9 protein-coding genes are annotated in these 13,917 nt (G+C 75.9%); all 9 read right to left on the bottom strand.

Going from position 1 to position 13,917, the window contains the following annotated elements:
• Window positions 1-35: 35 nt before the first annotated feature.
• The 9 genes from ACFVGY_RS27820 to ACFVGY_RS27780 all read right to left on the bottom strand — a co-directional run bounded on the left by ACFVGY_RS27820 (window position 36) and on the right by ACFVGY_RS27780 (window position 13,741).
• A complete protein-coding gene (locus ACFVGY_RS27820) occupies window positions 36-1,361 on the bottom strand; it encodes a VWA domain-containing protein (protein WP_385681921.1) in 1,326 nt (441 codons plus the stop codon).
• A 117-nt stretch (window positions 1,362-1,478) separates the two neighbouring features.
• On the bottom strand, window positions 1,479-3,008 hold the full coding sequence (locus tag ACFVGY_RS27815; RefSeq protein WP_385681919.1) for a PP2C family protein-serine/threonine phosphatase: 1,530 nt from the start codon (window positions 3,006-3,008) through the stop codon (window positions 1,479-1,481).
• Window positions 3,009-3,254: 246 nt separating this feature from the next.
• Window positions 3,255-6,068, bottom strand: coding sequence for a tetratricopeptide repeat protein (locus ACFVGY_RS27810; protein WP_385681917.1), 2,814 nt, complete (start codon window positions 6,066-6,068; stop codon window positions 3,255-3,257).
• Window positions 6,065-7,324, bottom strand: coding sequence for a hypothetical protein (locus ACFVGY_RS27805; RefSeq protein ID WP_385681985.1), 1,260 nt, complete (start codon window positions 7,322-7,324; stop codon window positions 6,065-6,067). Before ACFVGY_RS27805 ends, ACFVGY_RS27810 begins: the two co-directional genes overlap by 4 nt.
• Before the next feature lie 71 nt (window positions 7,325-7,395).
• Window positions 7,396-8,340: a glutamate ABC transporter substrate-binding protein gene (locus ACFVGY_RS27800; RefSeq protein ID WP_385681983.1), complete on the bottom strand. Its 945-nt coding sequence runs from the start codon at window positions 8,338-8,340 to the stop codon at window positions 7,396-7,398.
• A gap of 152 nt (window positions 8,341-8,492) precedes the next feature.
• Window positions 8,493-9,785: a hypothetical protein gene (locus ACFVGY_RS27795; RefSeq protein WP_385681981.1), complete on the bottom strand. Its 1,293-nt coding sequence runs from the start codon at window positions 9,783-9,785 to the stop codon at window positions 8,493-8,495.
• Window positions 9,786-10,115: 330 nt separating this feature from the next.
• Window positions 10,116-11,162 (bottom strand): N-acetylglucosamine kinase, encoded by a 1,047-nt coding sequence (locus ACFVGY_RS27790; RefSeq protein WP_385681915.1) that lies wholly within the window; start codon window positions 11,160-11,162, stop codon window positions 10,116-10,118.
• Window positions 11,153-12,478 carry a 6-phospho-beta-glucosidase gene (locus ACFVGY_RS27785; protein ID WP_385681979.1) on the bottom strand — a complete coding sequence of 442 codons (1,326 nt, stop codon included), beginning with the start codon at window positions 12,476-12,478 and terminating at the stop codon, window positions 11,153-11,155. The genes ACFVGY_RS27790 and ACFVGY_RS27785 overlap by 10 nt, the downstream gene beginning before the upstream one ends.
• A gap of 84 nt (window positions 12,479-12,562) precedes the next feature.
• Entirely contained in the window at window positions 12,563-13,741 is a 1,179-nt protein-coding gene (locus tag ACFVGY_RS27780; RefSeq protein WP_385681913.1) for an ROK family protein, read from the bottom strand.
• Between the last annotated feature and the right edge of the window lie 176 nt (window positions 13,742-13,917).

Below are 13,917 nucleotides of genomic sequence, written 5' to 3'. Positions count from 1 at the left end.
GCCTGCGTCGTCACGTCAGGCCTGCTCAGGTCTTCTCAGATCTTCTTCACTCGGACGGTCTGGATCGAACGCGTTTCAAGGGTCATCTCGTCGGCATCCGCGACCTTCGCCTTCAGCCGCACAGTACCCGCCGCGGCGTCGACCACATCCACCACCTTCGCGAGCAATCTGGCCGTGTCCGCGTTCCCGGAAACGCTCGCCAGCTGTACCGCTCGCCCCAGCTTGGCCGTGGCCCCGCCGACATCGCCCAGTTTGCGTGCTTGGAGGCCCTGTTGGATAGCCTGCGCCAGCTCCGCCTGTCCCGTGTAGTGCGCGACCTGCGGGTGGATGGCGGTGGAGGCGGCCGGATCGGAGGTCCACACCGCCCGGACCAGGCCCTGGCCGAGCACGGTCGGCTGCCCGCCCGGCGGTCCCGGCAGGACCATCGAGGCCCGGGCCGCCAGCATCTCCTGCCCCACCGCCGCGGGCGGCACGTGCACGCACACGTGGTACTCGCGGCACTCGTCGCCCCAGGAGCCCGTGGGGTAGTCCCCGGCGCGCGGGCCGGCGCCGGTGCGGCGGCCGGTGAGGTCCTGGACGGCGGGCGCGACCTGCTTGACGTACTGGATCTCCGCACCGACCGGGGTCCACAGCCGCAGTGCCACGTCCGCGACCTCCTTGCCCATGACCTTCTCCATCATGCGCGTGAAGTCCTCGGTGAGGTGCGCCGGATCGGCCACGATGTCGGCGGACCCGAGCAGCGCGCTCGCGATGCCCGTGACCTCCTGGACCTCCCAGTCGGTGCCCACCCCGCGGGCGTCGCAGGTGAAGCGGCCCGCGCAGGCGTCGAGGGTGGCGCGCAGCACGGCCGGATCCTCGTGCTCGTTGCGGCCGTCGGTCAGCAGGATGCCGTGCCGGATGGGGGCCGTGGACCCGCGCAGCAGGCCGTCGGCGAGACGCAGCCAGGTGCCGATGGCGGTGCCGCCGCCCGCTTCGAGGCCGCGCAGGGCCTCCTTGGCCTCCGCGCGGGTGACCGGGTCGGCGGGGGCGAGGCGGCCCCGGCCGGGGTAGACCTCCTTGGCCGCGTGGTTCCCGGCGATGACGGCGAACGAGGTGCCGTCGCGCAGGGTGTCGATCGCGGCGGCGGTGGCCTCGCGGGCGCCGCGCATCTTCTCCGGCGGGTACTCCATGGACCCCGAGCAGTCGACCATGATCACAACGGCTGCCGGGCCGCGGGCGGCCGCCGCGCGGGTGGCGGTGGCGCCGCCGGTGGAGGTCACCGTGACGATGGCGTGGACCTCGCGCCCGCCCTCGGGAAGGAACTCGTTCTGGTACACCTCCACGCTGAAGCGCGGGGCGCTCGGCTTGGCGAAGTTCGCCATCGGGGGGACTCCTAGAGCAGGGGGTGGGGGAGCGGGGCGGCTCCGGCCCGGGCGGGTCAAGCCCGGTCCGGTCCGGCCCGGTCGGGCGGGCAGGTCCGGCAGGTCCGGCAGGTCCGGTCAGGCCTGCGGGCGTGCCGCCTCCGCTTCCGCTTCGGGTTCTGCTTCGGTGCGTGCGTCCCTGGCTGTGCCCGTGCCCGTGCCCGTGGCCACGCCCGAGCCCGTGCGCGCGGTGCCGGCCGAGCTGGCCTCCGGCTCTTCGCCGGGCGGCGCCGCGAACGGCACCACGGCCACGGTCACGTTGTCGTGGCCGCCGCCGTCGAGGGCGTGCCCCACCAGGACCTGTGCGCTGTGCAGGGGCCGGAACGCGGCGTCCGCGGGCAGGACCCGGGCCATCTCCAGCGCGGACTCGGCGTAGTTCCACAGGCCGTCCGTGCAGACGACCACGACGCCCCCGTGGTCCGGCTTGAAGGTGGCCGTGTGCGGCTCCAGGTCGTACGCGTCGGCCCCCAGCCAGCCGGTGATGGCGTGCGCGCGGACGTCGGCGTACGCCTCGGCCTCGCCCATCAGCCCCGCCGCGACCATCTGGGCGGCCCAGGAGTCGTCCTCGGTCAGACGGCGGGGCAGCGCGCTGCGGTCGTCCGGCACCCAGTAAGCGCGGCTGTCGCCGACCCAGCCGATGGTCAGCAGTCCGCCGCAGACGACCGCGCCGACCAGCGTGCAGGCCGGGGCGTTCTGGGCGCCCGGGACCTCCGGGGCCAGGGCGGTCACCGCGGCCGCCGCGGCCAGGATGGCCTCGTGCATGCCCTCCTGGGGGTGGGTGCCGCGGGGGAGGGCGTCCAGCAGGGCCTCGCTGGCCGCGGCGGCCGCCGCGGCCGACGCGTCGTCGGGGCGGCTGGCGGAGGAGACGCCGTCGCAGACGATGGCCACGGTGGCGGTGGAGCCGTCGGCCAGGGCGGTGGCCGCCACCGCGAACGAGTCCTCGTTGCGGTGGTGGCGCAGCCCGCGGTCGCTGACGGCGGCCACGCTGCCCAGCGCCTCCTCGACGTGGTCCCGCTCCCGGGGCTGGGCGTGCCCGCAGTGCTCGCAGTACCCGTCGGTGTCCACCCGGCCGGCCCGACAGGCGACGCACGTCTTCCCGCCGGCCGCCTGCGGGACGCCGGTCCCCTGCGGGGAGCTCGGGCCGTACGGGGCGTCGTACACGACGTGGCCGCTGCCCTGCGGGGGCTCGCCGCCCGCCGCGGGAGCGCCGTACGGGCCCTCCAGGCCCTGGGGGGTGCCGGCGTACCCGGGCTCCGGCGCCGGCGGGGCCGCCGCGTAGGGGTCTTCGTGCCCGGCGGGGGCGCCGGTGTGCCGGGACTCGTGTCCGGCCGCCGCCCGGGCGCCGTACGGGTTCTCCCGGCCGGCGGGAGCGCTGCCGTACGGGGCTTCGTCCGCGCCCCAGTGCGTACCGCCGCCCGGGCGGTCGTGCCGGGTCTCGCCGCCGGACACCGCGCCCTGCGGCGCCCGGCCCGCCGGAGCGGACCAGGGGGCCGGGGCCGCGGCTGCGGCTCCGCCCCACCCGGGCTCCGGACCCGCGAGGGGATACCCGTCCGCGGCCGGTGCCGCCGAGCCCGCCGAGGGTTCCCGGGCGGCGGCGGGAGCCGGCACCGCCGCAGGCAGCGCGACGGGTCCGCCCGCGGGCGGCGGGGCCGGGTGCCACTGGCCGCCGGGGGCTCCGGCCGGCGCCGGGCTCGGGGCCGGGCTCGGGGCCGGGAGGGCGAGGGTGGGCTGGTCCGGGGGCAGCGGAGGAGGGAACGCGCTGACGGGGGACCCGCAGACACCGCAGAAACGGTCCCCTTCCTCCAGGGGTTCCGCGCAGCTGGGGCAGCCAGACGGCCGATGCATCGACATCAATCACACCCACGTCCGGGGGCGGAAACGGTTGGCCCGCTCCACCAGTTCGATCCTGTCCTCGCCCCGCTGCGCCAGCCGCGCGAGAACGCGGTACGAGCGCTCCAGGCCGAAGCGCAGGCCCTGCTCGTCCAGTTGACTGCCGAGCAGCGTGGTGCGACCGGGGTCACTGCCCCGGCTACCCGACAGTACCCAGTCCAGGGCCAAGCCCAGAACCTCGGTCGACAGCCGTTCGTGGCGCACCGCGTCCAGACCGAGCCGCTCAAGTGCCTCCACCTGCACGGCAGCTGCCGTCAAGTCAGGTAGCAGGGCCTGCCCGGGAGACCGGTCGCGCAGACGTGCCCGTACGGCTGCCACCCGTGCGGCGGTGTAGTGGATGGACGACTCCGGCACGGATTCCAGCGTGCGCACCGCCGCATCCCGGTCGCCACTGGCCAGCTGGACCCGGGCCAGCCCGAAGGCCGCGCTCACGAACCCCGGGTCGGTGATCCAGACGAGCCGGTAGTACTCGGCGGCGTTGTCCAGCTGTCCCAGGACCTCGGCGCACAGGCCGAGCGCCAGCTTCGGCGCGGGCTCGCCGGGGAAGGCGTCGTAGATGGCGTCGAAGGACAGTGCGGCCACGGCGTCGTCGCCGGCGGCCAGCGAGGCGATGCCGCGGGCCCAGACGACCCGCCAGTCGTCCGGGTGGCGGGCCTCCAGGTCGGTCAGGACGGCTCCCGCGGAGCCCAGTTCACCCCGTTCCAGGTGCGCCCGCAGCTCCCGCAGCCGCAGTTCGGCCGAGTCGGCGGGCGCCGACCCCAGGGCGGTCAGCAGGTCGGCCGGCGCGGACGCGAGCAGCCCGGCCAGGAACCCGGCATTGGGGTCCCCCGCGTCGACCAGCGGCACGGGCAGCGCCAGCGCCATGTCCCGGGCGTCGAGCGGCGCCAGCCGGGTGGGCGCGAGCAGCGCCTGCTCCGGCACCTGCGTCTGCGCGGGGGCAGGTGCAGGAGCGGGCGCCGGTTCCTGCCGCGGCGCGGGCACGAACACGGACGCGGCGGGGCCACCGCTCCGGCGGGTCGCCTCGGAGCCCAGCGGTGCCGCCGCGACCCCGGAACCCGGCGCGGGAGCTCCTGCCGGCACCGCGCCGGCGGCTGCTCCCGTCACCGCAGGGGCGGCTCCGGTTCTGCGGGCCCGGCCGCCCCCGCCGCCGCCCCGGCCCGTCCTGCCGAGCCGCGAGGCCCAGCTGCCTGCACCGGCCCCGCGCCCCGCCAGCTCCCGGACGCCCAGCCGGGACACCTCCGCTCCGGCCAGGTCCGCGAACAGCCGCGTGTCCGGAACCCGGGTCTCGGGCCCGAACAGCGTGGACAGCTGCGGCCGCGGCGTGCCCGTCTGGAGGGCGACGACCTCGCGCAGCACGCCCGTCAGCTGGTCCGCCATCTCCTGCGCGGACGAGAACCGCCGGTCCGGGTCCGGATCGGTGGCCCGCACCAGCAGCCGGTAGAACGACTCGTACCGCTGGAACACCTCGATGTGCTCGGGATCCGGCAGGGAGTCCGCGAAGACGTTCGTGTAGCCCTGGAAGTCGAAGGTGAGGACGGCCAGGGTGCGCGCCACCGTGTACAGGTCGGAGGCGACGGACGGGCCGAGCTCGGCCACCTCCGGCGCCTGGTAGCCGAGCGTGCCGTAGATGGCCGACTGGTCGTCGTCCATCCGGCGCACCGCGCCCATGTCGATCAGCTTCAGCTGGTCCTGCTGCTGGATCGCGTTGTCGACCTTGAAGTCGCAGTACAGGAGGTTGCGGCTGTGCAGGTGCCCGAGGGCCTCCAGCGCCTCGATCCCGTATGCGCAGGCCTGTTCGACCGGCAGCGGGTCGCGGCGGCCGTCGGGCCGGCGCCGGTCGTTCGCGATCTCCTTCAGCGACTTGCCGCCGACGTACTCCATGACGATGTACCCGTCCAGCGAACCGGTCCGCTGGTCCAGGTGCTCCACGAAGTTGTAGATCCGGACGATGTTGGAGTGTTCGATCTCGGCGAGGAAGCGCCGCTCCGATATGGCGGCGGCCATCGCGTCCTGGTCCCCGGTGTCCAGCAGGCCCTTGAGCACCACCCACCGGTCGGCGACGGCCCGGTCCACCGCCAGGTACACCCAGCCGAGGCCGCCGTGCGCGAGGCAGCCCGCCACCTCGTACTGGCCGTGCACGACGTCCCCCGGACGGAGCTTGGGAACGAAGGAGTACGGGTGCCCGCACTTGGTGCAGAACCCCTCGGTCCGGCCGGGCCGGTCCCCGCGGGCCCGACCCACGGGAGCCCCGCAGTCCGACCGCGAGCAGAACCGCTTGCGCTCCGGCACCTCCGGGTTCTGCAGCACCGCCGTCGACGGGTCCGGGCGCGGCACCTCCGGTACGTTGACCAACCCGGCCCCGAGCCTGCTGCGGCCCGAGGAGCCGGCCGAGGAGCCCGAACTGCGCACCGACACCGAGCGGGTGGACACGACCCCGGGCAGCCGGCCCGACACGGAGCGCCGCGAGGACGAGGAGCGCGACGACCGGGAGGAACGCGAGGACCGCGAGGACCCGGAGGAGCGGGAGGAGCGGGAGGAGCGTGCCGAGGACGAGTTCGACGACGCCCCCGGCCGGCCCGAGCCCTGCGAACCCCGCGGGTCGGCCTGCCGCGCCGGGCTCGTCATCCCGGTCGGCGGCGACACCAGCTCCTCCGCGCCGGCCGCGACGGAGCCGACGGGTGCCAGACCGCAGGTGTCGCAGTACGGCACGCCGCCGCCCATGTCCTCGTACGCCCCCGGGCAGCCGGGGCGCGTGCACGCGGTTCCGGCCAGGCTCATGCCTCCTCCTCACCCGGCCCTGCGGGCCGGTCCTGCTGCGGTGCCAGTGACTCGGCGGCCGCCTGCTGGTAGCGCAGCACGGCCTGTTCGGCGACCCGCAGGTCGCACGGGGCGCTCCACAGCATCCGCCGGGCCGCGTCGTACCGCTCCACCAGCAGCGGGTCCTCCGCCAGCCCGTGCCGGGCCACCTTCGCACGGTACGCGTCCAGCCGGCCGCGCAGCTCGGCCCGCACCGCCAGCGGTGCCGTCACCGCGGTCAACGAGTCGCGGGCCCGTCGCAGTTCCTCCTCGGCCCGCACCTCCAGCGCCTCCAGCAGCGGCGAGAGCCGGTGCCAGCGGGAGTTGCGCCGGTGGTCGGACGCGAGGGCCAGCTGCTCCTGCAGTGCGGTCGGCGGCCCGCTCACCACCGGAACCTCCGATGCCGCGATCTTCGCGAGCACCTCGGTCCGGGCGGCGCGCGCCTCCGCGAGGGTGCGGTCGGCCCGCGAGAGCACGTCCCGCAGGCTGATCAGCCGCTGCTCGGCGTCCTGCCGGACGGCCAGCACCGCCTCGATCTCCCGGCGTACGTCCTCCAGCGCGAGCGCGGCCCGGTCGTAGCGGGCGGTGTCCGGACGGCCGCCGCCGGGCGCCGAGCTGCCCGCAGCGGGCTGCCAGAACGCCAGTGGGTCGGCGATGACCCGGGCGCGGAGCCCGGCCAGTTCGGCGGTGATGGCCTCCAGGTCGTCACCCGAGGGGTGTTCGCCCGGGCGGACCCCCACCGAGTGGGCGAGGGAGCGGGTGCGGCGCAGCTCCGCGGAGAGCAGGTCGATCCGGGCGGGCAGCGCCGTCCACACCGCGTCGGCGGCCACCACCACGTCCAGCGAGCTCGCGTACAGCTCGTTCATCCGGGCCACCAGCTCGGCGAGGGAGAGCCGCTCCGCCATGGCCGCGCCCTCCGCCCCGGCCCCGGCGATCAGCACGCCGGGCCCGCGCAGCCGCTCGGTCAGCTCGACCAGCTCCTCGCGGGCGGGCCAGCGGCGCCGCTCCCTTATCTCGCGGGCCGCGTTCAGCGCCCCGCTGTAGGCGTCGAAGTACGTCCACAGCCGGGTGATGGCGGCATCGGCGGCCGCCCACCGCTCCTGGGTGACCCCGGTCAGGTCGGCCCCCTCCAGCAGCCGGCGCCCGGCGTGGTCCTGGAGGGCGAGCAACGAGGTCTCCACGGCCTCGTGCTCCGCGCCGAGCCGGGCCAGGGCGCGGTCGACGTCGTCCCGGTTCATCACGGCCGAACCAGCCTCCACCTGACCCGCCTCCGCCTTCCTGCCGTCGGGTTTCCCTTGCGCCACCGGTCTCAGTCCCGGTACTTGGGCGCGGGCGGCCCGGCCACACCGGGCAGCACCGGCTTGAGGTGCGCGGTGTAGGCCTGCATCCAGGGGCTGCCGTCACCGCCGGCGCGGTAGCCCTCCAGCACCTTGTTGACCCGCCGCACCAGGTCGGTGGCCTCCTTGTTCATGGCCACCCCGTAGAACTCCTTGGTGAACGGGGCGCCGACGAGCCGCACCGACGGGTCCTGCGCGGCCTGCCCGGCCGCCAGCGCGTTGTCGGTGATGATGCCGTCCACCTCGCCCAGTTGCAGCCGGACCAGGCAGTCCAGCTGGTTGGGCACGAGGACCGGCACCGCACCGTACGACTGGCCCTTCAGGGCGGCCTCGGCGGTGGAGCCCGCGGCCGTGCAGATCCTGCGGCCCTTCAGCGAGGTGTTGTAGCCGGTGATCGGCGAGCCCTTGGGAGCCAGCACCTGCTGCCCGGCCTCGAAGTAGGCGGTCGAGAAGGCGACGTCCTCCAGCCGCTTGCAGTTGATCGTCATGGTGCGGACCACGACGTCGACGCGGCCGTCCTGCAGCGCCGGGATGCGCTGGCTGGTGGGGATCGCCCGGTAGATGACGGCGTCCTCGTCGCCCAGGATGTCCTTGGCGATCGCCTTGACCAGGGCGATGTCGAAGCCGTCGAGGCGGCCGTCGACCGGGTTGCGGTACCCCCACTTGAAGCTGTTCTGGTCGATGCCCGCGACGAGCTTGCCCGCCTTGCGGATCCGTTCGATCGTGGGCCCGTCCACGCCGGACGGGCGCAGGCTGGCCTCCGGGTCCGGGCAGGTGTCGGTGAGCGTCCAGGGCGTCTGCGGGGCGGCCGGCACCGCGTCCGGCGCGCTGACGACGGCCGGGCGGCCGCCGTCCGGGGACGCCTGGGCCAGCGGCAGCAGGACCGTCGCCGCCGTCACCGCGCAGGCGGCGGCCATCGCGCTGACCCCGCCCCAGCCGCGTAGCCGGCGCGCCAGGCGGCGCACCCCGGACGTGCGGGCGCGCCCGGCGGTCGGGCCGCCGCCGGCTCCGGCTCCGGGGTTGTGCCCGTCCCCGCTTCCGTCCTCGCTCACGCGTATCCGCATCGCTGTCACCTGTACTCCGAAAGCCGGCGCCCTATGCCGAGCAGGGCGGCGCCGGCGCCGACGACGGCCAGGGCCGCCGAACCCGTCATCAGACCGCCCAGCGCGCCGAGCCCGTCCCGGGCCGCCAGGGTGAACTCCTGCTGTTCGTGGGCCAGGGCCTGCTCCAGGGAGGCGTCCACCCGGTCGAACGAGGCCCCGCTGCTGTCCTTGTGGTCCTTGTCCCCGATGACCTGGGGCAGCGCGTCCTCGTAGTCGCCCTTCAGGTCCGTCTCCCGGGCCGCCGCGTGCCGCTGCTTCCACTGCCGGACGGCGTCCGCCGCGCGGGCCACGGGCTCCCTGCCGGGGGCGTCGTCGGCGAGCCGCCCGGCCTTCGCCAGGCCCGCGTCCAGGTCCTTCATGTTGGCCGCGAAGTCCACGTCGTACTTGTCGGACTTGTTGTCCCCGGCCAGGACGGCGCCCCGCGCGATCAGCGTCAGGTTCTCGTTCGCGCGGGCCTGGAGCGCGGCGATCCGCGCGTCGTTGAGGACCTTCAGGGACTCCTGGCCGTCCGTGCGCGCCTCGGCCAGCGCCGACCGTGCCAGCCCGTGCCCCACGGCCAGCCACAGCAGCACCACCAGCGAGGCGGCGGTCGCCGCGACGAGACCGTGGTTGAAGACCCGGTTCGTGCGCCGGTAGGTGCGGTGCTGCGCCCACACCAGCGCGGCCAGCGCCAGCAGCCCGGTGCCCAGCGAGGCCAGCGGCAGGGCGCGGGCGTCGTCGTGGTCGCGGTGGAGCCGGCCCGTCTCCGCCTCGTACAGCCGCTGTGCGGCCGGCAGGAGCTGGCTGCTCATCTGCTCGTTGGCGTGGCGCAGGTAGGCGCCGCCGAGCGGCAGCCCCTGCTTGTTGGTGGCCCGTGCCTGTTCTATGAGCCCGGTGTAGCGGGGCAGTTGTTCGCCGAGCAGGGCGATCTGCTTGCGGGAGTCCTCGTCCGCCGCGGTGTTGGCGGCCGCGCTCACCAGCAGCCGGGAGGCGCCCGCGATGTCCTCCTCGTACCGCTTGCGGACCTCGCGCGGCTCGTCCGCTCCCGCCAGGAAGCCGCTGGAGGAGGCCGTGTCCGCGTCCGCGAGGGAACGGTAGATGTTCGCCGCGTCCGCGCTCAGCGGCTGGCTGCGGCCCACCACGTCGTCCGCGGCGGCGACCCGGTCGGACACCTCCCACACGGTCACCACGCCGAACAGGAGCACCAGTGCGGCCAGTACGGCGCCGATGATGCGCAGCCGGCCGGGCTCGGTCGTGGCGGCGGCACGCAGCCGCTCCACGCCCTCGGCCCAGGCGGTACCGGGCCGGGCCGGACCGTCCGGGGGTGCCGCGGGCGGACCCGCAGCCGGCCCGGCGGCGTCGCTGCCGGGCGCGTGCGCGCGTGATGTGATGGCCACCCTGACCTCCCCCTCGGTGCTGCCCCTCGGTGCCTGAAATGCTTCGAAGCAGTATGGCCGGAAGGACGGTCGATCACAGCACCCGGTGCCGGATCCCGCACGAACCGCCCCGTACGCGCCCCCCGACGCGCCCCCGCCCTCTCCGCTCCCCTTCACCGTCGATACGTCTGCCCGCCCGTCACGGTTCCAGACGCCGGGCCGCCGCGGGCAGGTTCACCCGAAATGGGCACGCAGTTCCGCGTGGGCTGCGGGCGGCGCCCCCACAGCCTCCAGCCCCAGCAGCGCGGCCCCCAGCACGGGCGGAGCCGCGACCACCGACACCCGGGCCAGCGGCGCCCGTTCGGCGAGCCCGGTTCTGATCGGCCCGTCCAGCTGCGGATGCCCGGCGGTGAGCACGCCCCCGCCCAGCAGCACCGGAACCTCCTGTGCGAGCAGGTCCAGCCGGGCCAGCGCCACGTACGCCAGGGTCACCACCTCCTCCGCCTGCCGCTCCACGAGGGCGGCGGCCACCCGGTCGCCGGTCGCAGCCACCTCGAACAGCACGGGCACCAGCTCGTGGATCCGCCGCTGCGCCAGGTGCCCCAGGTGCAGCGCCTCGATCAGGGCGGCCATGGAGCCCAGCCCGAAGTGGCCCGGCAGCGCCGCCGCCAGCCCGGTGGGCCCGCCCCGGCCGTCCTCGGCCCGCGCAGCCGACCACAGGGCCTCCCGGGCCAGGCCGCCCCCGCCGCCCCAGTCGCCGGAGATCGTGCCGACGGACGGGAACCGGGCGGTGCGCCCGTCGGGCAGCATGCCCGCGCAGTTGATGCCGGCCCCGCACACCACCGCGACACCGCGGGGCGGCCGGCCCGCCGGGAGCCCGGCCCGCAGGATCGCGAAGGTGTCGTTGCGGACCTGCGTGGCCGCGCCCCAGCCGCGGGCCGCGATCGCGTCGGCGAGCTGCTGCTCCTCCACCGGGAAGTCGGCGCCGGCCAGGCAGGCCGAGACCGTGTCGGCGTACGGGAGACCGGCCGTCCCCCCGCCCGCCCCGGAGGCCCCGCCCGCCCCGGACGGCCAGGCCGCTCCGGCGGCCTGCGCGACGGCCTGCTCCAGTACGTCCACGGCCGCGCCGATCCCGGCGAGCTGCGGCTGGAAGCCGCCGGCGCGCCCGGTGCCCAGCACCTGGCCGTCCGCGCCGACCAGGGCCGCGTCCGTCTTGCTGTTGCCCGCGTCGATGGCGAGGACCGCGGCCCGCACCCCGGCGGGCGGCCTGCTCACGTCCACGGCAGGTAGTCCTTGTTGTGCGCGAGGAGCCGGTCCGTCAGCCCCTCGGCCCGGTCGAACTGGCCGACCAGCGGATGCGCCAGCAGCGCCCGGAACACCCGCTCCCGGCCCCCGCGCAGAGCCGCGTCCAGCGCCAGGTCCTCGTACGCCGTCACGTGCCCGATCAGCCCGGCGTACAGCGGGTCCAGCCGCGGCACACCCAGCGGCACCGGCCCGGACCGGTCGACGCGGGCCTGCACCTCGACGACCGCGTCGTCCGGCAGGAACGGCAGCGTCCCGTTGTTGAGCGTGTTGACCACCTGCACGGAGCCCGCCGACGGGCGGCCCGGGCGGCCCGGGCTGCCCGGGCCGCCAGCGCCAGCGCCAGCGCCGTTGCCGTCGCCGAGCAGGGCCGCCGCCAGGTCCACGGCCGCCTCCGAGTAGAAGGCCCCGCCCCGCCGGGCCAGCAGGGCCGGCTTCTCGTCCAGCGCCGGGTCGGCGTACAGCGCGAGCAGCTCCCGTTCCATGGCGGCCACCTCGGCGGCCCGCGACGGCTTCCCGCCCAGCTCCCGCACCACCTCGTCGTGGGCGTAGAAGTACCGCAGGTAGTACGAGGGCACCGCGCCGAGCCGGTCCAGCACCGCGTGCGGCAGCCGCAGCTCGGCGGCGACGGCCTCCCCGTGGTCGGCGAGCAGCCCCGGCAGGAGGTCCTCCCCGGCCGGGCCACCCCGGCGCACCCCCAGCTCCCACGTGAGGTGGTTGAGGCCGACGTGGTCCAGGTGGAGGTCGGCGGGCGCCAGGCCCAGCAGCGCCGCGAACCTCCGCTGCAACCCGATGGCCACGTTGCACAGTCCGACCGCCTTGTGCCCGGCCCGCAGCAGGGCCCGGGTGACGATCCCGACCGGGTTGGTGAAGTCGATGATCCAGGCGTCGGGGTTGGTCCGCCGGACCCGTTCGGCGATGTCGAGGACCACCGGGACCGTGCGCAGCGCCTTGGCGAGCCCACCGGCGCCGGTGGTCTCCTGCCCGATGCAGCCGCACTCCAGCGGCCAGGTCTCGTCGCCCAGCCGGGCCGCCTGGCCGCCGACGCGCAGCTGGAGCAGGACCGCGTCGGCGCCCTCGACGCCCGCGTCGAGATCGCCGGTGGTGGTGACCTCGGCCGGGTGGCCCTGCCGGGCGAAGATCCGCCGGGCCAGCGCGCCGATGAGTCCGAGCCGCTCGGCGGCGGGGTCGATCAGTACCAGCTCGCCGACCGGCAGGGTGTCGCGCAGCCGGGCGAAGCCGTCGATCAGCTCGGGGGTGTAGGTGGAACCGCCGCCCACCACTGCGAGTTTCATGGTCACGGTCGCCGGCCTTTCAGTCGGGTCGAGCACGGGTCGGGTGACGCTTCGAAGAATGCCCTGCGGGCGAGCGGGAAGGGGTCAGCGGCGGGTGGTGTCGAAGACCTCGTCGCGGGTGGCGGCGAGGGCGCTCTCCAGCGCACCGCGCAGGACGGGGCGTTCGCGTACGGTCCCGGGCACCAGGCGGGGCCGGGACGGGGCGAGGTCGGCGAGCTCGGCGGCGAGCAGCTCGCGCAGGACGTCCCCGCCGGCGTCGTTCACCGCGCCGGAGAGGACCACGACCTCCGGGTCCAGTACGGCCACCAGCGACGCGAGACCGGTCGCCAGTGCGGTGGCGTACCGCCGGAGCAGCCGCAGCTGCGCGCCCTCGGGGTGCGCGGCGGCCTGCCGGAGCAGTGCCACGGCCGCCCCGACGGGCTCCCCGGCCGGGACCGCGGGCGGCAGGACCATGCCCAGCTCGGCCGCCAGCTCCGGCACGGCCTGCGCTCCGGCCAGCGCCTGGTAGCCGCCGGAGCCCAGCCGGGCGGCCTGCCGGACCAGCGGGTGCCCGGGCACGGGCAGGAACCCGACCTCGCCCGCGCCACCGGTGGAGCCGCGGTGCAGCCGGCCGCCGAGCACCAGGGCGGCGCCGAGGCCCTCCTCGTTCCACAGCAGGACGAAGTCCCGGTGACCGCGGGCCGCGCCGAGCCGCTGTTCGGCGATGGCGGCGAGGTTGACGTCGTTCTCGTACGCGACCGGCACCGGCAGGGCCGCCGCCAGCTCCTCCCGGAGGGTGGGGGAGTGCCAGCCGCGCGGAAGGTGGTCGGCGTGGCGCAGGACTCCAGTACGCGGGTCGAAGGATCCCGGGGTGGCGATGACGGCGCGGTGGAGGTCGCAGCGGTGGAGTCCGGCGGCCTTGAGGGCCCGGTCCAGGGCCCGGGTGACCTGGTCGGCGGCGCCGGCGGCCCCGACGCCCTCGGAATAGGGGAGCGCGTGGCTGCCGATCACCTCGCCGGTGAGGCCGGCGACGGCCGCGACGACACGGCCCGGGGTGACGTCCACACCGGCGACGCGTGCGGCGTGCGGATCGACCGCGTACAGCTGGGCGGCGGGGCCGGGGCGGCCGGCGGTGGTGCCGGCGGCCACGACGAGCCCGGCGGCCTCCAGGCGGGCCAGTAGCTGCGAGGCGGTGGGCTTGGAGAGGCCGGTGAGGTCGCCGATCCGGGCACGGGACAGGGGGCCGTGGGCCAGCAGCAGGTCGAGCGCGGCGCGGTCGTTCATGGCGCGCAGCAGACCGGGCGTTCCGGGACCGGGCGTTCCGGGACCGGGCGTTCCGGAGCCCGGGTCGGGGGGCCGGCCGGGAGGTGTGCGGGAGGACGTGCCGGCCACGGGCGCTCGCTCTCGTCCGGGAACTGTCAGTTAAGTTTCCTGTCGGTTTTTGACGCCTGTCAACGGGA

This window comes from Streptomyces sp. NPDC127106, from assembly GCF_042677605.1.
Classification (GTDB): domain Bacteria; phylum Actinomycetota; class Actinomycetes; order Streptomycetales; family Streptomycetaceae; genus Streptomyces.
Note: the sequence above shows the minus strand (reverse complement) of the source record. Positions and strands in the feature narration are given on the sequence as shown.